At 36.8% G+C, this 21,390-nt stretch carries 21 protein-coding genes; 15 read left to right on the top strand and 6 right to left on the bottom strand.

Translation table 11 applies throughout. The features are described 5' to 3' along the window. Positions 1–45 precede the first annotated feature (45 nt). The gene (pepF, locus tag JEM45_RS04605; protein ID WP_026867415.1) at positions 46–1,851 is read left to right on the top strand and encodes an oligoendopeptidase F; all 1,806 of its coding nucleotides are present in this window, start codon (positions 46–48) and stop codon (positions 1,849–1,851) included. A gap of 358 nt (positions 1,852–2,209) precedes the next feature. Here pepF and JEM45_RS04600 read toward each other — a convergent pair whose 3' ends face one another. From JEM45_RS04600 to JEM45_RS04590, 3 genes are read right to left on the bottom strand one after another with little or no spacing between them, the layout of a single operon-like run. After that, positions 2,210–3,010: a DsbA family protein gene (locus tag JEM45_RS04600; protein WP_026867416.1), complete on the bottom strand. Its 801-nt coding sequence runs from the start codon at positions 3,008–3,010 to the stop codon at positions 2,210–2,212. Positions 3,011–3,041: 31 nt separating this feature from the next. Continuing rightward, positions 3,042–3,410, bottom strand: coding sequence for a globin domain-containing protein (locus JEM45_RS04595; RefSeq protein ID WP_026867417.1), 369 nt, complete (start codon positions 3,408–3,410; stop codon positions 3,042–3,044). Continuing rightward, complete coding sequence (locus tag JEM45_RS04590) at positions 3,410–3,997, bottom strand: CYTH domain-containing protein (RefSeq protein WP_026867418.1); 588 nt, start codon at positions 3,995–3,997, stop codon at positions 3,410–3,412. The genes JEM45_RS04595 and JEM45_RS04590 overlap by 1 nt, the downstream gene beginning before the upstream one ends. Before the next feature lie 149 nt (positions 3,998–4,146). On the opposite strand from JEM45_RS04590, the gene JEM45_RS04585 reads away from it, so the two are divergent. The 4 genes from JEM45_RS04585 (at position 4,147) to fabI (ending at position 7,829) form a co-directional block, all read left to right on the top strand. Next, the gene (locus JEM45_RS04585) at positions 4,147–4,767 is read left to right on the top strand and encodes a GTP diphosphokinase (RefSeq protein ID WP_026867419.1); all 621 of its coding nucleotides are present in this window, start codon (positions 4,147–4,149) and stop codon (positions 4,765–4,767) included. 17 nt (positions 4,768–4,784) lie between these two features. Next, positions 4,785–5,579: an NAD kinase gene (locus tag JEM45_RS04580; protein ID WP_026867420.1), complete on the top strand. Its 795-nt coding sequence runs from the start codon at positions 4,785–4,787 to the stop codon at positions 5,577–5,579. Between the two features lie 26 nt (positions 5,580–5,605). Beyond that, on the top strand, positions 5,606–6,979 hold the full coding sequence (gene mgtE, locus JEM45_RS04575) for a magnesium transporter (RefSeq protein WP_026867421.1): 1,374 nt from the start codon (positions 5,606–5,608) through the stop codon (positions 6,977–6,979). A gap of 82 nt (positions 6,980–7,061) precedes the next feature. After that, the gene (fabI, locus tag JEM45_RS04570; protein WP_026867422.1) at positions 7,062–7,829 is read left to right on the top strand and encodes an enoyl-ACP reductase FabI; all 768 of its coding nucleotides are present in this window, start codon (positions 7,062–7,064) and stop codon (positions 7,827–7,829) included. A 51-nt stretch (positions 7,830–7,880) separates the two neighbouring features. On the opposite strand, the gene JEM45_RS04565 is transcribed toward fabI, so the two are convergent. Then, positions 7,881–8,390, bottom strand: coding sequence for a 2'-5' RNA ligase family protein (locus JEM45_RS04565; RefSeq protein WP_026867423.1), 510 nt, complete (start codon positions 8,388–8,390; stop codon positions 7,881–7,883). 66 nt (positions 8,391–8,456) lie between these two features. Further along, on the bottom strand, positions 8,457–9,182 hold the full coding sequence (locus JEM45_RS04560; RefSeq protein WP_026867424.1) for an alpha/beta hydrolase: 726 nt from the start codon (positions 9,180–9,182) through the stop codon (positions 8,457–8,459). Positions 9,183–9,322: 140 nt separating this feature from the next. Between JEM45_RS04560 and JEM45_RS04555 the strand changes: the two genes are divergently transcribed. Both JEM45_RS04555 and JEM45_RS04550 read left to right on the top strand, forming a co-directional pair. After that, positions 9,323–10,420, top strand: coding sequence for an AI-2E family transporter (locus JEM45_RS04555; protein WP_026867425.1), 1,098 nt, complete (start codon positions 9,323–9,325; stop codon positions 10,418–10,420). A 104-nt stretch (positions 10,421–10,524) separates the two neighbouring features. After that, positions 10,525–11,301: a M23 family metallopeptidase gene (locus JEM45_RS04550; protein WP_166627200.1), complete on the top strand. Its 777-nt coding sequence runs from the start codon at positions 10,525–10,527 to the stop codon at positions 11,299–11,301. Positions 11,302–11,319: 18 nt separating this feature from the next. On the opposite strand, the gene JEM45_RS04545 is transcribed toward JEM45_RS04550, so the two are convergent. After that, on the bottom strand, positions 11,320–11,712 hold the full coding sequence (locus JEM45_RS04545; RefSeq protein ID WP_198687899.1) for a hypothetical protein: 393 nt from the start codon (positions 11,710–11,712) through the stop codon (positions 11,320–11,322). Between the two features lie 198 nt (positions 11,713–11,910). Here JEM45_RS04545 and JEM45_RS04540 point away from each other — a divergent pair, with 198 nt between their 5' ends. The 8 genes from JEM45_RS04540 (at position 11,911) to JEM45_RS04505 (ending at position 21,257) form a co-directional block, all read left to right on the top strand. Further along, a complete protein-coding gene (locus JEM45_RS04540) occupies positions 11,911–12,702 on the top strand; it encodes a gluconate 2-dehydrogenase subunit 3 family protein (RefSeq protein ID WP_026867428.1) in 792 nt (263 codons plus the stop codon). A gap of 36 nt (positions 12,703–12,738) precedes the next feature. Further along, positions 12,739–14,463, top strand: a complete 1,725-nt coding sequence (locus tag JEM45_RS04535; RefSeq protein WP_026867429.1) for a GMC family oxidoreductase — start codon at positions 12,739–12,741, stop codon at positions 14,461–14,463. A 17-nt stretch (positions 14,464–14,480) separates the two neighbouring features. Then, positions 14,481–15,299, top strand: coding sequence for a twin-arginine translocase subunit TatC (gene tatC / locus JEM45_RS04530; protein WP_026867430.1), 819 nt, complete (start codon positions 14,481–14,483; stop codon positions 15,297–15,299). Positions 15,300–15,430: 131 nt separating this feature from the next. Further along, complete coding sequence (locus JEM45_RS04525; protein ID WP_026867431.1) at positions 15,431–16,924, top strand: UDP-N-acetylmuramoyl-L-alanyl-D-glutamate--2,6-diaminopimelate ligase; 1,494 nt, start codon at positions 15,431–15,433, stop codon at positions 16,922–16,924. Beyond that, positions 16,905–17,138 (top strand): YueH family protein, encoded by a 234-nt coding sequence (locus JEM45_RS04520; protein WP_026867432.1) that lies wholly within the window; start codon positions 16,905–16,907, stop codon positions 17,136–17,138. Before JEM45_RS04525 ends, JEM45_RS04520 begins: the two co-directional genes overlap by 20 nt. Positions 17,139–17,148: 10 nt before the next feature. Continuing rightward, positions 17,149–18,705, top strand: coding sequence for a peptide chain release factor 3 (locus JEM45_RS04515; protein ID WP_166627199.1), 1,557 nt, complete (start codon positions 17,149–17,151; stop codon positions 18,703–18,705). 246 nt (positions 18,706–18,951) lie between these two features. Continuing rightward, a complete protein-coding gene (locus tag JEM45_RS04510; protein WP_026867434.1) occupies positions 18,952–19,734 on the top strand; it encodes a TerC family protein in 783 nt (260 codons plus the stop codon). 71 nt (positions 19,735–19,805) lie between these two features. After that, the gene (locus JEM45_RS04505) at positions 19,806–21,257 is read left to right on the top strand and encodes a S1C family serine protease (RefSeq protein WP_198687898.1); all 1,452 of its coding nucleotides are present in this window, start codon (positions 19,806–19,808) and stop codon (positions 21,255–21,257) included. The last annotated feature ends 133 nt before the right edge of the window (positions 21,258–21,390 follow it).

Genomic DNA, 21,390 nt, shown 5'->3' with positions numbered 1-21,390 from the left:
TGATTATTGAGAAAATTGGAGTATTAATCTATGGAGGTTTTAACAATGGGGAAATTAATCACAAGAGAAGAACAACAACTAGAAAACACATGGGATTTAACAACAATCTTCCAATCTGATGAAGAGTTTGACAAGGCTTATCAAGATTTAGAGAATAAGCTAGATCTAGCAGATAAATTTAAAAATGGATTTTCTTCAGCTGATGAGCTAGCGGATGCTTTAGAAACTGAAAGGGAATTAGATGTAGAGCTCGGTAAAGTATTTGTATACGCGCACTTAAAACATGATCAAGATACTTCCAACGATACTTATAGTGCGCTAGAAAGTCGTGCACGTTCTTTAGCTGTTAAATATTCAGCAGCGTGGAGCTTCTTAGTACCAGCCATTATGGAAATACCTGAAGAAACCCTAAAAGAATATGCTCAATCTGAGCGATTAAATGAATTCAAATTTGACTTAGAAAAGTTAAATAAACAACGCCCTTATGTTTTAAGCGACAAAGAAGAACAGCTACTGGCACAAGCTGGTGAAGTAATGCATACGCCAACCCAAGTATACGGTATGTTTAACAATGCTGATATTACTTTTGAGCCTGCTGTAGACAAAGATGGTAACGAACATGAATTAAGCCAAGGTAATTTTATAGAATTACTCAAGTCATCTGACCGTATTTTAAGAGAATCAGCTTATAAGAGCTTATATACAGCCTACGATGCTTTCAAAAATACTTTGAGTCAAACGCTAGCTGGAGTAGTAAATACACACGTCTTTAGCTCGTCAATTAGAGGCTATGAATCAAGTCGTCACCAAGCTCTAGCAAATAATCATATCCCAGAATCAGTATATGATAACTTAGTCGAGACAGTGAATAATAATTTACATCTTTTACATCGTTATACAGAGATTCGTAAAAAATTCTTAGGTCTAGACCAACTTAAAATGTATGATTTATATGTACCATTAGTCGACGATGTTGATTTTGATATGACTTATGAAAATGCAAAAGAGTGGTTAGTCAATGCCCTACACCCACTAGGTGAAGAGTATGTAGACATTATTAAAGAAGGTTTGAACAACCGTTGGGTCGACGTTTATCAGAATAAAGGTAAACGTACAGGCGCATACTCATCAGGTACTTTTGGAACAAATCCATACATCCTAATGAACTGGCAAGATAATGTGAATAATCTATTTACTTTAGCACATGAATTTGGGCATTCAGTACACAGTTACTATTCAAGAAAAAATCAACCTGCCAACATGAGTGGTTATTCAATCTTTGTAGCAGAAGTCGCAAGTACATTTAATGAAGCACTTTTAGCTGACTTTATGTTTAAAAATTTAACTGATGATAAACAAAAGCTTTACTTATTGAATGAGCAGTTAGAAGGGTTTAGAGGGACAGTGTTCCGTCAGACAATGTTTGCAGAATTTGAACACAAGATCCATACATTAAAAGAGTCAGGTGAGCCATTAACAGCAGGTAAGTTAAACGAAGTGTATGGTGATCTCAACAAGAAATACTTCGGTGAAGCTGTAGATTATGATGATTACATTTCAGTAGAGTGGGCGAGAATTCCTCACTTCTATATGAATTATTATGTGTATCAGTATTCAACTGGTTATTCAGCAGCAGCAAGTTTATCTAAACAAGTACTAGAAGGTGATCAAGAAACAGCTGAACGTTACATTAACGAATTCCTGAAAAAAGGGTCATCAAATTATCCAATTGAGATTCTAAAAAATGCAGGAGTCGATATGACGACAGCAGAACCAATTGAAAATGCCCTAGCTGTTTTTGAAGCACAACTTGATCAATTTGAAGAATTACTAGATAAATTAAAACAATAACTATGTGAATTCGTTTACATTATGACAAAAGTGTGAAAAACTGTTCAAAATGTTGTGCGAGCCCAATAACCGTGTTATATTAAACACATGAAAATTTTATCACTGAAAAACATACCCCTTTGTTAACAGTATAAAATTTCTCCCATCCCCTTTGTTTGAGCAGTACATTATAGAAGATGTACTGCTTTTTTGTGTCTAATTTTAAGACGGCCTTGATATGTGGGAGAGGGATATTGAATCGAAGGGTAGCAATTCAAAAAAGACTATAAAATCTTCCATACATACAAAACATACAAAAAATCCCGCCTACCAAGCTCTACTGAGAGCAAAGTAAGCGGGATTTAAATTTAATATTGAATTAAGACTTTGTTTTAATGGATTTAACTGGTGATTTAATCTGGTAATAAGATTGACTGTCTACATTTATTTCTTCGATGAGTCGCTGCAATCTTAATTTTTTCAATTCATTGAGTAACAAACCTGCTCGCCATTCAAAAATTGTTTTTAGTTCTTCAAAACTAACAAGTTCATGCGCACGAATATAATCAATAATACTTGGCAATTGTTTCTTCTCAATCTCAACATCTATCAGTTCATTAATAATATATGTGTAAATATGGTAAGGGTAGGCGCCTTCAATTTTTACACCCTCTGTGTGCTCATCTCCTGAAAAGAATACCATTGAAGGCAAGGATTCGATATCCATTTCTCTGAATACTGCTAAATCATATTTCAACATCGCATCTAGTGTGGGTGAATGCAAATCTTCATGAAAAGTAGATAAATCTATACCGGATAGACGTGCACAATCATCTATCATTTCTTTGCTGCAAATTGTGTTTGATGGATTGATTCGATTAAAGATATAACGTATAAACGCACGCGCTTTAGAGCGTCCTTGGATTTCTGCAGCTTTATAGGCGAGCGCTACATTATCCTCACTAGAAGTCGACTGTGCCTGGCATTTAGTCAACACAGACAGAGACGGGGCGAGAATTTTTTTAATTGTTACGTGACCACGATATTCTATAAGTAATTTGTTAACTATCGGCTCCATCGCAATACATTCATTTGAGAACGGATCGAAAAAGTAAAATATTTCGACCGAGTGATTCGACTGCTCAAATAAGAAGAGCTCATCACTATTATTTTTGCTCACGCTTTTTCACCTCTATATTATATGCACTCAATCAGTCTTCACTATTTACCATGTGGTTTGCTGTTAGTGAATAACGGGCCATTAAATACTCACGTATTTCTTCATCTATACCGACATCTTTAATTGCTTGATTCATATTCTCTAACCAAGCTTCTCTCGCTTTCGGTGTGATTTTAAATGGCATGTGGCGGGCTCTCATCATCGGATGTCCATATGTTTCATTGTAGAGATTGGGTCCCCCTAAAAATTGAGTTTGAAAGAGCTTTTGTTTATATGCTGTTTCTGATAAGTCATCCGGGAAGAGATGATTGATGCGGTCATCTTTACTAACGTAATTATAAAAGACATCAATCATCTCATATAATTTCTCCTGACCGATAATATTATAGACTAAAGGCATTAAATTCCCTCTTTCTGACGTTTTAGTACCTCATAAAAACGTGCACTCTTCACAGATTCTTCTCGTCGTACAATACCATATTTGTTAAGGATATGTGTAATATCTGCTTGGCCACTCGCTGTATCAGGTGCTTCAAATTCCAGCTCATAGTCCGTTTGGCCGAGGTAGTCTGCCTTATCCAAGACGAGTAGGCCACTACGATATGGTTTTTCTAGGCGCTCCGTTCTTAAATTACCTTGAATTCTAAGGCCTTCTAAGCTGATGTTTAAAGCTTCTAGTTTATCTTTTATGTTGGCCGGAATGTCATCTTGATTAAGCGGTGAATCATCTAATAAATTAAAGTTGACGTGCCCAGAATATTCTAAGACAGTATGTGCACTTTCTGGCACTTTTAAAGTCATGACCTGATTATGGTCTTGTGTTCTGATTCTCAGCATTAAATGGCTGTTGATGAGTGTTAATTTATCATTATCTATATAGTAATTATCTAGTATAAGTGGAGTTTCATCGTTAAAATGTGATGCTCTAATTTTATTATATTCTTCTTCTAGAAGTATATTCTTAAACTCTATTTCTTTCTCAAACAAAGTAATCACTCCTTAATCAGTATTATGCTCAATTATATTTAAGGTGTAAAGCAAACAGATTACATATAGAAGAATTCGTTTGATATGGTAAAATTAATACCGTTAGAGTAGAAAAGTATGAATGAACGGGTGTAAGGAGGAAGGTATGAATGGAAGAATGGAGTATTTTTTTAGCGCCCTATAGGCAGGCTGTTGAAGAACTAAAGATTAAGTTAAAAGGAATCAGGAAAGACTATCAGATTACCAGTCAATCTTCACCTGTTGAATTTGTCACTTCACGTGTTAAACCGGTGCAAAGTATTATCGAAAAAGCCAGTACAAGAAACATACCCTATGATAATTTAAGGGCTCAGATGTACGATATCGCAGGTATAAGAATCATGTGTCAGTTTGTAGATGATATTAACGTGATTACCGAACATATTCGCTCGAGAAACGATATGCGCGTTATTGAGGAAAGAGATTATATCGAAAACACTAAGGAAAGCGGTTATCGTTCTTACCATATAATAATTGAATACCCAGTCGAAAGTGTGAATGGACGTATTAAAATATTAGCTGAAATTCAAATTCGTACATTAGCGATGAACTTTTGGGCAACCATAGAACATACATTGAATTACAAATATTCTGGGGAGTATCCTCCTGAAATTAAAAATAGATTGCAGAATGCTGCAGAAGCGGCATACTTACTGGATAAAGAAATGTCTGAAATCAGAGAAGAAGTTCAAGAAGCACAGAAATATTTTTCTAAAAAGCGGAATATCTAATGAAATCAGGTGACCTTATGAAATTTACAATTGTCTCTAAAGGAGATACTAAATCAAACGCACTGACTGATAAGATGATGAATTATATGCTTGGTATGAATATGGTATTCGATGAAGAATCACCAGAAATTGTCATTTCTGTCGGTGGCGATGGCACACTTTTACAAGCTTTCCATCGCTACCAACATATTGTCAGTGATGTATCATTTGTCGGTGTTCATACTGGACATTTAGGTTTTTATGCAGATTGGGGTCAAGATGAAGTAGAGCGCTTAATTGTCGCTTTAAAGAATGATGAGTTTGAAACTGTAGAATATCCACTGGTTGAAGTATTAATCCATTATGAGACAGTCGGTATGGAAACTAAGTACCTCGCTCTAAATGAGGCGACTTTAAGGATGACGAATGGTTCTACTCTAGTCATGGACGTAGAAATTAGAAATCGTCATTTTGAAAGATTTAGAGGCGATGGCTTATGTATTTCCACGCCTTCTGGTTCTACTGCATACAATAAGGCCTTAGGTGGGGCAATTATTCATCCATCTATAGAAGCTGTTCAAATGACTGAGATTGCATCTATTAATAATCGGGTATTCAGAACGGTGGGCTCACCGCTTGTCTTACCAAAACATCATTTTGTCAATGTAAGGCCAGTGAATAGTGAAGAATACCAGATGACGATTGACCATATTAATCTCGTACACCGAGGTGTAAAGTCAATACAATATTCTGTTGCAGAAGAAAAAATAAAATTTGCACGCTTTAGACCATTTCCATTTTGGCAACGTGTGCATGATTCATTTATTTCTTAAAGAATTAATGAGGGTAGGTATAAGAGATGTCTAGAGAAGAAATGGATATTGATTTTGAAGAACTAAGAGAACAAATAGAGGTTTACCTTCGTGAAGAGAACTTAGATGGATTTAGAGAACTTTTTACAGATCTTCACAATTATGAACAAAGTGAAATCTTTCAAACCTTAAGCGAGGAAGAACAGCAAAACCTTTATAAATTCCTAAGCCCTGAAGAAGTGGGGGATTTCTTCGATCACCTGGAGTTAGAACCAGATGAGTATGAAGATTTATTTGACCAAATTGATGCAAGATATGCAGCCCATATCATTGGCGCTATGCAGTACGATAACGCAGTTGATATTTTAAATGAAATCTCTCGTGAGAAAATGACAACCTATCTATCATTGATGAATAAAGATGATGCTAAAGAAATCAGGGGCTTAATGAACTACGAGGAAGATACCGCCGGTGGTATCATGACTACTGAAATCATCAATTTAAATACCTTGATGACAGTAAGAGAAGCTATGAAACACATCAAAGAAATGGCACCCGACAAAGAAATGATTTACTATCTATTCGTAGTCGATCAAGACAATCATTTAGTCGGTATTATCTCCTTAAGGGAATTGATTGTCGCAGATGATGATGATTACATTGGTGATGTCATGACTGAACGTGTCGTTTCCGTTCGTATTTCTGATGACCAAGAAGAAGTTGCTCAAATTGTGAGAGATTATGACTTCCTTGCTGTACCAGTTGTGGATTTCCAAGATCATTTAGTCGGTATCATCACAGCCGATGACATCATGGACGTTATTCACGAAGAAGCTGGAGAAGACTACTCTCGACTTGCCGGTATGAGTGATAATGAAAGTACATCGGACACGGCATTAATGACAGCTAAAAAACGTTTGCCTTGGCTTATAGGACTTACTTTTATGGGTATGATTACAGCTTGGATGCTTTCTTTCTTTGAAGATACGCTCGCTAAGGTTGTACTCCTAAGTGCCTTTATACCTGTAATTTCTGGTATGGCTGGTAACACCGGTACACAATCACTCGCTGTTGCGATACGTGGTATTTCCACAGGGGAAATTAAAGAATCCAGTAAGATGAAGCTCGCCGGACGTGAATTAGGATCAGGTTTTCTTACAGGTTTAGTTTGTGGTGTCGTTATTTTCTTAATTATTATTGTGATGTACCAGGAACCTGTACTGGGGATTATTGTAAGTGGTAGTTTGCTCGCGTCAATGTCAGTCGCGACAATTATCGGTACGATTGTACCGTTGGTAATGAACAAAGCGGGTATTGACCCAGCAATTGCAAGTGGACCATTCATTACCACAGCGAACGATATTATAAGTTTATTGATTTACTTTGCTTTAGCAAATGTCTTTATGGCAAGTTTATTATAGTGATATTTCTTGCATTCCGTACTAATAAAATGTAGATTAGTAGTAGGTACTAATACTAGGGATGAATTAGGAGGAGTTCTTAATGGACTTATCAGGTAAAACATATGTAATCATGGGCGTTGCCAACAAGAGAAGTATTGCTTGGGGTGCTGCACGTGCACTAGACAAAATGGGTGCAAAGTTAGTATTCACTATTTTAGGTGAACGCTTTAGAAAAGAAATTGATAAATTACTTACTGAATTAGAAGGTGACCACGATATCATCGTTGAGTGTGATGTATCAAACGATGAAAACGTCGAACAAGCTTTCAAGGAAATCGGTGAAAAAACAGGTGGAATTGATGGTGTGCTTCACGCTATCGCATTCGCAAATAAAGATGAACTACAAGGTGGCATTAGTGAAACTTCTAGAGAAGGATTCAAACTTGCCTTAGATATCAGTGCATATTCACTATTAAGTGTAGCTAAACACTCTAAAGCTATCCTGAATGAAGGTGGGAGCCTAGTTACAATGACCTATCTTGGTGGAGAGCGTGCAATGCCTAACTATAACGTTATGGGTGTTGCTAAGGCTGCCTTAGATGCTAACGTTCGTTACTTAGCCTATGACCTAGGTGAGTCAGGATTCCGTGTTAACGCGGTATCTGCTGGACCAATACGTACACTCAGCTCATCAGCTGTCGGTGAATTTAAAACAATCCTTAAAGAGATTGAACAACGTGCACCATTACGTCGTAATGTAGATCAACTTGAAGTGGGTAACACGGTTGCCTTCTTACTTAGCGATTTATCTAGTGGTATTACCGGTGAAGTCGTACATGTTGATAGTGGTTACCACATCATGGCATAAAAAATAACCTGGAAATCTTAAATGATTTCCAGGTTATTTTTTATATATAAATTACTCACCAAGTTTGAATGTATCAGTAACATGCCAAATTCCGTTGTCAAGTTGGACACAGAGACTAATCTTATCTAGCACTTCACTGTGCTCAATACCAATCATTTTTAGGTGACTATATACATCTTCGAATTTTTGTGTCGTATCCTCTTGAGCCAATGTGAAATGTGGGACAAATGGGTGAGTTGCTTCACCATAAAAATCTCCATTATTAAAGGCTTCATGGATAGAATTTAGTATTTCGTTAGGCTCGACCTTAAAATAAATTACTTGAGCTGTTGGTGCAAAGCTAGAAACTTTTTTAATCTCGATCTCAGTTGGTTTGTGTTGAGCCGCAACGCTTTTAATAAATGATTCAATCTGCGGTTTCTCATGTTCTTCAGCTTCGAAAGCTTCTTTTACTGTAATATGTGGTGCGATATATGCATATCTAGAATCGTAGCGTTTACGATATTGGTTTACAGTGTCTTGAAGTTTTTTTGAAGGAAAAAGTGCGATTCCAAATTTCATTTAAAATGCCTCCCTAAACGATATGTTTCAAGTATATCACTTTCAGAAAAAAATTGTATACGTTTTCTATTGAAAAAAATATAACAGCACATTTTTTAATTCTGGCTTCCAAGTTTTCCAAATATGCCCACCTTCGAGTTCCTTATACTCGTATTCTAATGGCTCTTCTTCTAGGACTGCCTTTAACTTTCTATTCGGTGTTAAGAAGTCAGCTTGTTCGCCCATAATGGTTGTAAAATCATCTTCTTCTAAACCGATAGTATGATAGATATTTAAATTTATTAAACTCATATTATCTTTGAAACGGTTTATAAATTCGTCATCTACAAATGGACTGAAGGCAAGCACTTGGCCAAAGGTATTCGGATAAGTTAAAGCAGTGGATAAACTAAAGCTACCTGCTAAACTTTCACCCATGAGCAGTCTTGAGTTTGCCATTTTTAAAGTTGAGAAATTATTATCTATAAAACTATTTAATTCTCGCCCAACAAATGTTACAAAATTTTCATGGTGTTCTCCATTAGGATTGAAATAATGTTTTCTCCACTCGACAGAAGGATAGGGTACGCCTACAATAATTGTGCGCTGAATTTCCTCCGTTTTTTCTAGTTTTTCAATCAATCTTTCAATCTGACCATATTTAAAAAAATCTTGTGAATCAAATGTTATAATGACATTATACTTATAAAGGTCAGAGTAAGACTTAGGTAGGTAGTACTGTACATCAAAAGTTTCATTACAAGCACTAGACTCGATAGAAACCGTATGAACTTTTCCCGGTGTTTTATCCATAAAATTTCCTCCTTACTCATGTATATTACCAACTTATGTATTAAGATAACATGTATTTAGTTTAAGCTTTCAATTTAGTAGGAAATATTATATAACAGTGATACAATATGAACACATTCTAAGGTTAGAGGTGCCGCTTTATGACTAAAAAACTTTGGTTCCAAAGTGGTATAGCACTCATAATTACTTTTGTCATTATCTTATTAATTATGCAGGTTCAAGTCATTTTTGAGCCGTTTTTAACAATAATTATGACGATCTTCTTCCCGGTATTAATCGGGGGAATGCTATACTACATCACTGAACCAATACAGCGATTTCTAGAGAAGAGGAAAGCCAATAGGTTGGTAAGCATCCTCTCTATATTCATCATTATTTTAATTGTTATTGCAATAGTAACTCTAACCGTCATTCCGATGGTTACAGAACAAATTCAAAATCTAGTTTCACGTTTACCTATTTTACAACGTGAAGTTGAAAACACAGTAAATTATTTACTCAGTCAACGAGATCGCTTGCCATTTGATATTGATCTACAGTCGATCACTCAAGATGCATTAGATGTTGGTACGAATATGCTAAGTGGTTTTGTATCAAATGCGATTTCAATTGTTTCAAGTACAGTGAGTGTGCTATTGATGCTTGTTCTTGGACCGTTCTTCTTCTTCTTTATGCTGAAGGATCACCAAAAATTTATTCCATCAGTTACTTCACCATTTTCTGGAACATTTAAGCAGTTCTTAATTGAACTTTTATATGACATCGACAGAACATTACGTTCATTCATCCAAGGTCAGATGCTAGTATCATCTATACTCTGTGTAATTTTATATATCGGTTATACACTAATCGGTCTTGATTATGCTTTACTACTAGCAATTTTTGCCTTATTCATGAACATCGTACCGTTCGTTGGTCCTTGGGTTGCATTTATACCAGCTGGTTTACTCGCCTTAATCCAAGATCCGATCATGTTTATTTGGGTATCACTAATTACGCTTGTGGCTCAACAAATTGAAAGTAACTTGATAACACCGAATGTCATGGGACAGTCACTTGCTCTACATCCATTAACTGTAATTACAATTGTCCTTGCAGCAGGTAATATCGCTGGATTCATAGGAATCTTAGTTGCGATTCCAACCTATGCTGTCATTAAAACAATCATTCAAAACATTTGGAGATATCGCCAGAACCTTAAAGATACAATGCTCAGTGACATCTCAAATAAAGCATAACTTAACTAAAAAGCAGGAAGGTCTCTATAGAGATTTTCCTGCTTTTTTGTCTTTTCTATTTGTTCAAACGATATAAGTAATAGAACACATAAGGAGGCAAACAAATGAATCCAATCGCATATCTTATCAATAAGGGTTTTACAGTGACATCTGATCCAAATCGTTATCAAAGTGGTGTTTGGGGGTTGAGAAATTACACTGTGAGGGGCTACAATTACGATCAATTTTGTGGAGGGTACCACAGAGCCTATGATTTAGCTAAATATGACCGAGCACCGATACCCGCAGTCTTTGATGGTGTAGTCACTTCAGGAACGAGTGATTTTGGAAATTTTGGTGGTACCGTAGTGATTGCGAATAAGAACCTTGGCTACCAGGTGATTTATGGTCATCTAAAACGACCACTTTCAGTCAAAATAGGCCAGTCAGTTAAAGAAGGGGACATTATAGGATATCAGAGTAATACGAATTACGATAACGTAGCTATGGCGAGTCACCTTCATATCCAATTTCAAAAATATGGGTTTATAGTGGGGGAAAGAAATTTTGTCTGCACTGGAATTAATCCTCTAGCAATCAATGTCAGTCCAAAAATTTATAAGCAGGCTTGGCTCTGGAGTGGTGGATTTTTAACTAAATATCCAATTAACATAAGAGATTATCCTTCAGTAAAGGCAAAAAGATTAGGAATTACAAGAAAAAATATGAAGTTCTACTTCGATAAATTATACGAGAATGATGGCTACTGGTGGTTACGATGTACTTTAAATAAGAAGACTGTGTTTATTGCAGCAGGTAAAAAAATATCTCAGGTCAATTTTACAGATACCAAGTTATATGGAGAGATTTCACATTTAAATACAGCAAAAGGGAAAGAATAAAATAATCCATGTACAACCTTAGTGTTGTACATGGATTTCTTCATCGTTATCAATTTCATAGAGCACTTTGTTAATTTCGACTTGGTTTACTGCTTCAACAAGGAAGTAGGCAACGATTGTGTAGACAATGATACAGCCAATAAGTAAAACATTCGCTTGAATGACACTAAGTAGAAGTGCAGGCATAAATACGACTAAAGTAAATAATACGAGCATGAGGATTCTATAAGAAGTGATTTTTCTTTGTGCATCCATTAGTCTTGAAGCATACTTTTCATTGACCTTATTCATGTCGATATCACGACCATCCACATATAGCTTGTTAATTTTAATATTTCCATGCAGTTCATCTGTGACGTAACGCAGATCCATATGATTATTTTTCCACGTTAGTAGATTAAAAAATGACATAAATTTTCACCGCCTTCTTTAAGTATAGATAATAATCTATTGATTTAATCTTATTATACATTATTTTTTTAATCAATATGGCTTAAATTGGAATTATTTTATTTTCTTAAAGACTCTAGACTTATCAGTAAATGAGGAGTAGAATTTTGTTAATAAGAAGTATTAAGTGATGTACATGAATTTTGAGGAGGAATTAAAATGGCGAATAAAAAAGGTAGTGAAAAAGAATTCTCTAGACGGGACTTCTTAAAGACAACCGGTGCAGCAACAGGTGGAATTATTGGAGGTTCACTTTTAGGTGGGCTTGTAGGATTTAACTTAAATGATTCCTCAGGTTCTGAGAGTCAAACTTCAGAAGACACAGCCTCGGAAGAATCATCAGGGTCTAACGGTGGAACGACTGACAACGCAAGAATGTTTTTCCACAATGACACTGATTTTGATACAGTCACAGCAGCAATGGAAAGAATCTTCCCGGAAAGTGACGTAGGACCAGGTGCAGAAGAACTAGGTTGTGCTTACTATTTAGATGGACAATTAATGGGTCAATATGGATTTAACTCAAAAGAATACATGCAAGGTCCTTTCGAAGAGGCCCTACCGACTCAAGGCTATCAATCTAATCTAAATCGAAGAGACTATTTCATGCTAGGTATTAGAAAGTTAAATGAAGAAGCAAACAGTAGACATGATGCAAACTTTGCTGATTTAGAAGCTGGACAAATGGATGAAATCTTAACAGACTTCCAAGAAGGTAATGTTGATTTAGATGTACCAAGTCATACAGCAACAAGTAGCTATTTCTTTACTATGCTGCGCTCAGCCACAATCGAAGGTGCTTATGCAGATCCAGTTTATAGAGGAAATAGAGATATGGCAGGCTGGAAGATGAAGCAATTCCCTGGCCATCAAATGTCATATATTCAATATATCGAAGATGATGAATTCCATGAAATTGAACCATTACCTGTATATGGTATGGGACATTAAAAGTTAAGTATATATAGATTTATAGGGGGATAAATTATGGCAACAACTTTAGATAAAGTAGATGTAGTAACGGTCGGTGTAGGCTGGACTGGTGGTATTATTGCAGCAGAAGCGACTAAAGCAGGCTTAAGCGTAGTTGGATTAGAACGTGGAGTTAAACGTGGTACTGAAGACTACCAGCACGTGCATGATGAACTAAAATATGCAGTACGTTATGAGTTAATGCAGGACATTTCTAAAGAAACACTAACATTTAGAAACAGTCCTGATGAAAAAGCACTACCAATGCGTCAACAAGGTTCATTCTTATTAGGAGAAAATCTTGGTGGGGCAGGTACGCACTGGAATGGTCAGACATGGAGATTCTTACCTTATGACTTTGAAATTCGTTCCATGACTGAAGAAAGATACGGTGCAGAAAAACTAAAAGATGAAAGAGGATACCAAATTGAAGACTGGGGTATCACTTACGATGAGTTAGAGCCTTACTTCAATACTTTTGAAAAAACTGCTGGTATCTCAGGTGAAGAAAACCCTCTTGGTGGACATCGCTCTGAACCATATCCAACACCGCCAATGCTTAAGTCTAAGACATTAAAAATGTTTGAAGAAGCGGCTAAAGGATTAGAACTAGATCCAATCATGATGCCTTCAGCAAACTTAAGTGAACAGTATGAAAACCCAGATGGTCAAACAATTAATGCCTGTCAGTATTGTGCCTTCTGTGAACGTTTCGGTTGTGAGTATGGAGCTAAATCTTCTCCTGAAGTTACAGTTATTCCAAAGGCACAAGAGAGTGATGATTTTACCTTACGCTTAAATGCAAATGTTGTTGAAATTATCACTGATGAAGATGATGATAGCAAGGTTTCTGGTGTGAAATTTGTCGATACTATCACTGGGGAAGAATTTATTCAACCTGCAGATGTTGTTGCATTAACAAGTTATGTGTTCAACAATTATAAATTGTTAGCAGTGTCAGACATCGGTGAACAGTATGATCCAGAAACAGGTGAAGGTACACTGGGTCGTAACTACTGTTATCAAATCTTCGGCGGTGCATCTGGATTCTTCGATGAACAGTTCAACACATTTATGGGTGCTGGTTCACTTGGTATGGCTCTAGACAACTACAATGGAGATAACTTTGATCATTCTGATTTAGATTTCTTACATGGTGGTAATATTGCCATTACACAAACAGGTGCGAGACCAATATTGAGTAACACTGTGCCAGAAGGCACTCCATCATGGGGCGAAGAATTTAAAGAAGCTTCAATACACAATTATACTCGTACACTACGTGTTCAAGGACAAGGATGTACACTGCCGCACAGAGATAACTATCTCTCCATGGATGAAGATTACAATGATGCCTACGGTGTACCACTAGTTCGTTTGACTTATAACTTTAAAGAACAAGATAAAAATAACTCAGCATTTTTAGTTGAACGTTGTGCGGAAATTTTAGAAGAAATGGGCGCTAAAGAAATACTTAAAGATGGTGAATTAGGCGATTACGATATTGTCCCTTATCAATCGACACACAACACAGGTGGTACTACTATGGGTGCGAGTCCTGACAACAGTGTTGTAAACAATTATTTACAACATTGGGACCGTGACAATTTATTCGTAGTGGGTGCCGGTAATTTCCAACATAATAGTGGTTATAATCCAACAGCTACTGTTGGGGCATTGGCATATCGTTGTGCAGAAGGTATAATTAGATATGCTGAAGACGGCGGACGCTTAGAATAGAAGTTAGGTGATGTCAAATGGAACCAAAAAACAAGGACAGTCGAAAGAAGCGGGAAGTGACAGAACATACTGAAGAAGAGGTAGTCAGAAAACGCAAAAAGGTAACTAAAGAAGACCCTTATGCACCGCTTACTGACCATCTTGAAGACTTAAGACGTGTGCTCATTAAGTCAGCCTTAGTTATATTTGCTATGTTCTTAATCATATTCTCTACTGTTGGTTGGTGGTTTCCGGTCGTTTCAAAAGGTGCGGATATCGTTGTTTTAGGACCATTTGAAGTAATTCGATTTTATCTTAGAACATCAGGTGCAATCAGTATTGGTTTCTCAATACCATTCATTTGCTGGTTTTTATGGCAGTTTATGAGACCGGGCCTTGTTGATAAGGAAACGCAGTTTCTAAAAGGTTCCTTACCAGTCATGCTTATTTTATTTTGTATTGGTTTAGCCTTTGGATATTTTATTGTACATCCTTTAAGTTACTTTTTCTTAATTGAAATGGGAGAGCAAAACTTTAACGTACTTGTGACTGCTGATGAGTATATGTCGTTTCTACTTATTACAACAATACCGTTTGGACTCGTTTTCCAATTGCCAGTTGTTGCGATGTTCCTTCATCATATTGAACTCTTAAGTGTGGATGTAATGACATCTATGCGTAAATATGCTTATTTTATCTTGATGGTAATTACGGCATTAATTGCACCACCTGATGTCTTTACCCATCTTGTTACCTTAATACCAATGATACTACTCTATGAAGTGAGTATTATTTTGATTCGACGTAAGGAAAGAAGAGACGCGGCAAAAGAGAAAAAGGCACAAAAAAATGCATAATTGAAAACGATCACTGATTGGAATAGGCTAAGCATCTTGCTTAGCCTGTTTTTTGTTAAAATCTATATAATATTGTCTATTAGCGTCAATTTTCATGTATAATAATTTAAGTTGAAAGGTGGTAAGCGGAAATGAAAACAACAATGCTTCTATCTCTAATAAAAGTTAAACAAACACATGGTACTTTTCCTGATATTGTAAGAGATATAACAACAGATTCAAGAGAAGTGGATGAGACCTCAGTCTTTGTTGTGCTAAAGGGGCATGTAACGGACGGTTTATCTTTTGTCGAGGATGCAATTGACAAAGGCTGTCGTTTCATAGTGTCTGATCGCCATATTGAATTACCAGAAAATGTAGGATTATTAATTGTAAAGGATCCAGCTAAAACTGCGGCCTTGTTCTCTGAATATATTTATGACTTCCCGCACGAAACACAGACTATGATAGGTGTGACAGGCACCAACGGTAAGACAACAGTCTCCACGATGATTCATAATTTGAGCATGGCTTTAGGTAAAAAAAGCGCTTATCTTGGAACCAACGGTTTTATGATAAACGATATCCACACGAATTCCGTCAATACTACACCAGAGACAACCAGATTACACAAACGTCTAAAAGATGCAAGTGATAGTGACGCAGAAGTATTTACGATGGAAGTTTCATCTCATGGTTTAAAGCTCGGGCGAACGTTTGGAATCAATTTTGATATCGCAGTGTTTACCAATCTGACTCAAGACCACTTAGATTTTCACCATAGTATGGACGAATATGGCTATGTTAAAGGACTTTTATTCTCACAGCTTGGCCAAGATGTAAAAAAACATAAATATGTCATTTTAAACGATGATGATTCTTGGTCAAATGTCTATAAAGATATGACGCCATTTGAAACAATTACTTACGGTATGCATGACACAGCAGATTTTTACCCTACTGATATAGAGGGGAGTTTAGAAGGGTTTAATTTTACTTTGAATACACCCGAAGGACAGTATCAAGTGAACTCTCCATTTGTCGGTGACTATAATATACAAAATCTGATGTGCGCGATTATTTCTGAATGGTTACAAGGTTATTCTTTTGAACAAATACTACAAGCAGTGCCTGGAATGAAACCTGTTGAAGGTCGCCTTGAAGTGCTAGATCCGACATTACCAATCAATATCATCATTGACTTTGCACATACACCCGATGCCTTAAGAAAAGTGATTAATACAGTTCAACCTTTTGCAAATGGCAAGTTGATCTGTCTGGTGGGTATGACAGGGGAACGAGATTATACAAAAGCTAAGGAAATGGGTGAGATTGCAACCTTAGCAGACTATGCAATCTTTACGCCTGATAATCCAGCTAATGATGATCCAAAAATGCTGGTTAAGCTCTTAGAGGAAGGTGCGACGCATGAAAACTTCGTATCTTATACAGACCGTGAAGCAGGTATTATTCACGCTGTAGATATTGCTAAACCCGGAGATACTATTGTCTTGGCATGTAAAGGAAGAGAACCTTATCAAATTGTCGAAAATTATGTAAAAATGCCTCATAGAGATGATCTTATTGCCCTAGACGCAGCGTATAGAAAATACAAAGGCGATGACTATGAAAAAACACTCGATTAAGATTAATGATGTGACAATGAGTGTATATGTAGCCCTAGATGAAATGAATTATATCGTGAGCATACCGGATCTATCTTTTGCTATGAAAATTGCTAAAGGTATGACGACCAATGAAGTTGAACAAGAAGCGATGTTACATCTTTTTTCTTTTATGGATGAAAGAGAGAGTAGTGAAATTGCCAATGAAATTGGCTTAGCAATCGGTAAGATTTAAGGAGATTAAAATGGATATTAAAACGGAAATTAATAAGAGAAAAACTTTTGCAATCATTTCTCACCCTGATGCGGGGAAAACTACGCTAACAGAAAAGTTATTACTTTTTGGTGGTGCGATTAGAGAAGCCGGAACTGTAAAAGGTAAAAAGACAGGGAAATTTGCAACAAGTGACTGGATGAAAGTCGAACAAGAGCGTGGTATCAGTGTGACGAGTTCTGTCATGCAATTTGATTTTGATGGTTATAAAATTAATATCCTTGATACACCAGGACACGAAGACTTCTCAGAAGATACGTATCGTACTTTGATGGCAGTAGACTCGGCTGTCATGGTAATCGATGCAGCAAAAGGGATTGAACCTCAAACCTTAAAACTATTTAAGGTTTGTAAAATGCGTGGTATTCCAATTTTCACATTCATCAACAAGCTCGACCGTGTCGGTAAAGAACCTTTTGAGTTGTTAGAAGAAATTGAATCGACATTGGATATAGAAACGTACCCAATGACTTGGCCAATTGGTATGGGTCAAAGCTTTTTTGGTATTATCAACCGTCGGACGAAGACAATCAATCCATTTAGAGAAGAAGGTCAATTAGCACTAAATGAGGATTATGAGTTAACAGAACCACACGATATATCAGAAGACTCAGCCTTTAAAGCCTCACTTGAAGAGTTTATGTTGGTTGAAGAAGCCGGTGATGAATTTGACCCAGCTAAGATATCCAGTGGGGATTTAACACCAGTATTCTTTGGTTCAGCCTTATCAACATTTGGTATTGAAGAGTTTTTAGACACTTATGTAGATTTTGCACCAGCACCTACAGGACGTGAAACGACAGAAGGCCAGATAGTAGAACCTCAAGATGATGAGTTTTCTGGTTTTATCTTCAAAATTCAAGCGAACATGGATCCGAGACACCGTGACCGCCTAGCCTTTATGCGAATTGTCTCAGGGAAATTTACCAGAGGTATGGACGGAACGCTTGCACGTACCGGAAAGAAATCTAAAATTACCAGAGCCACAATGTTTATGGCTGATGATAAAGAAACGATTAATGAAGCCTATGCAGGTGACATAATTGGCCTATATGACACTGGTAACTATCAAATTGGTGATACTTTATATAATGGCAAAAAACGTGAGTATGTAGATTTACCACAATTTACGCCTGAAATCTTTATGAAAGTCACTGCTAAAAACGTGATGAAACAAAAGCATTTCTATAAAGGTATTGAACAGCTCGTTCAAGAAGGTGCAATTCAATATTATAAATCAATGCATACAAATCAGCCTATACTTGGTGCTGTTGGTCAGCTTCAGTTTGAAGTTTTCGAACATCGTATGAAGAATGAGTACAATACGGATATAATTATGGAACCAATCGGTAAGAAAATTGCGCGTTGGGTAGAGAATGAAGAAGATATTACAGATGCGATGCATTCACCAAGAGCGAACTTGGTATATGATCGCTATGACAATAAGGTCTTCCTCTTTGAAAATGATTTTGCTATGCGTTGGTTCAGCGAGAAGTATCCTGAGATTAAATTATATAGTCTTTTATAAAATAACTTTACTTTTTACAGTAGATAGCATATATTATAAAAGAATTAACAAACACATAAGACGAACCTTCTATAAGGGGAGTAACGAATAGGAAACTATCAGTGCGTCGTCACTACGGAGTAATCCGGTGTACTGAGCAATATATAATATTGTATCGTGAGACCTTAACAGAGCTTAGGCCAAAGTCTAGGCACTGTTATAGGTCTCTTTTTGTGTTTGAAATATTTAAATATGGGAGGAATTATTTTGGATACAGCGGTTTTATTAGAATACCTGTGGGTTTTAATCGTCTTAGTAGGTTTAGAAGGACTACTTGCTGCGGATAATGCAGTTGTACTTGCAGTAATGGTTAGACATTTAGAGCCTGTAAAACGTAAGAAAGCCTTGTTCTACGGCCTTTTAGGAGCCTTTGTTTTCCGTGTTATTGCTATTTTATTACTTGTTTGGCTCGTACAATGGTGGTGGGTACAAGCTTTAGGTGCGCTTTACTTGTTCTATGTGTCAATTTCACACTTAATCGAAATTAAGAAGAAATCAAATACTTCAACTGAAGAACTTGCAGAGAAACAGAAAGATAAGAAAGAATCTGGTTTCTGGATGACAGTGTTAAAAGTTGAGTTAGCCGATATTGCCTTTGCAGTAGATTCTATATTAGCAGCTGCAGCAATTGCACTTGCTTTACCGGCTGTTGGTGGAGACTTCTTTGGTGTTAATGCGGGTCAGTATACAGTCATGTTAATCGGTGGTTTAATAGGTGTCATTATCATGAGATTCTTCGCGAACTACTTTGTTGAATTACTTGCAAAAAGACCATCACTTGAAGTTGCAGCCTTTGTCATAGTTGGCTGGGTAGGTGTAAAACTTGCGGTCTTAACACTTGCACATGATGCGATTGGTGTTATTCCTCACGACTTCCCACACTCAACAACTTGGAAGATTATCTTCTGGGTAGTAATGTTGATTATTGTTCTAGCAGGTTGGTTCGGTGGTTCTAAAAAAGAACAAAATGTTACAGAACCTAAATCCTAATGGTTTTAATTGGCATGTCATTTTAAAAGGTCTTATAATTATTGATAAGTAATTAGGATGGAGTGATATGAATGTCAGACGAAAGAGAACGTCCGATTGACCGTGATAAGTACAGACGTACAGCGAGAAATTTCACTGATAGAAAAAGTGACGATGCCAGAGATAAGGATCGTTATGAATTCTCTAGACAAAGAGAATACGACAGAGAGTTTGGCGGAAGTGAGGAAGCAGTCACTCACGAAGAAGCTAAAGATGATAGTGTCAATGAAGAATCAGTAAAGATAGAAAATAGAATGAGAGATTCACATGATACTAAAGAAAAGACTAAAGGTAGTTTCGGTTTTAAATCGTTCTTAATACCTTTAATTGCTGGTATTCTCGGTGCCTTACTCGTTTTAGGTGTGTACGCATTATTTACTTCTGACAACGAAGAGAGTGAAGTAAGTACAGACGAGAATACTGCAGCTGACCTCGATTCTAACCAAGATGTTTCTGAAGTGAAAGAACAATTGGAAGCTGATAATGAAGGTAAGGTTATCACAGATACAACTGCAGCAGTCCAAAAAGCAAAACCTGCTGTTGTTTCAGTCATTAATATGCAGAGAATGGAATCTATAATTCCAGGCATGACGACGGACTCTGGTGAAGCGGAAGAAGCGGGTAGTGGTTCTGGTGTTATTTATAAGGTAGATGGCGACCTTGCCTATGTTGTAACGAATCACCACGTTGTCGATGGTGCTGAACAAGTCAAAATCAACTTAGAAAGTGGCGATTCTGTCGATGCCGATATTGTCGGTACTGATATTTGGACGGATTTAGCTGTCCTAAGTATTCCAGCAGATGTTGTAGAGAGTACAATTGAGTTTGGGGATAGTAGTGATTTACTAGTAGGTGAACCAGCAATTGCTATCGGTTCGCCACTCGGTGAAATATTCTCTGGCTCTGTCTCTCAAGGTATTATTTCTGGCTTAGACCGGTCTGTACCAGTAGATTTAGATGGTGATGGCTCTAACAACTGGGAAGCGAGTGTATTACAGACCGATGCAGCCATCAACCCAGGTAACTCTGGTGGAGCCTTAATTGATAGTAATGGTCGACTGATTGGAATTAATTCAATGAAAGTCGGTATTGCTTCTGTTGAAGGAATTGGGTTTGCAATTCCTGTAAATGAGGTACAAGAAGTAACAAGTCAACTAGAAGAAAATGGTGAAGTGATTCGACCATTCTTAGGCATTACCTTACAGGACTTGCTAAATGTTGCATCGTCACAAGTATATGATCAACTGAACTTACCTGAAGATGTTAAAGGTGGCGTCATCGTTACGAGTGTCCAAGATGGCTCCCCTGCTTCAGAAGCAGGTCTTCAACAACTCGATGTCATTACTCAATTAGATGGTGAACCAATTAAGAATATGGTTGAGTTACGTCAGCATCTTTACTATGAAAAACAATCTGGCGAAGAGATGGTTATCGATTTTTATAGAGATGGTCAACAAGAATCATTAACTGTCACTTTAGAATAGTTGAAAAATAGGCTGTAAAAACTTCAATATTTATTAGAAACGGTGATTTCTGTTCATTACAGAAATCACCGTTTTATTTGACGAACTATCGTTATCACTCTTTTCCTAAGAATAATTTCGTGTATAATATGAC

This window comes from Jeotgalicoccus sp. ATCC 8456, assembly GCF_016313225.1.
GTDB classification, from domain to species: Bacteria; Bacillota; Bacilli; order Staphylococcales; family Salinicoccaceae; genus Jeotgalicoccus; species Jeotgalicoccus marinus.
Note: the sequence above shows the minus strand (reverse complement) of the source record. Positions and strands in the feature narration are given on the sequence as shown.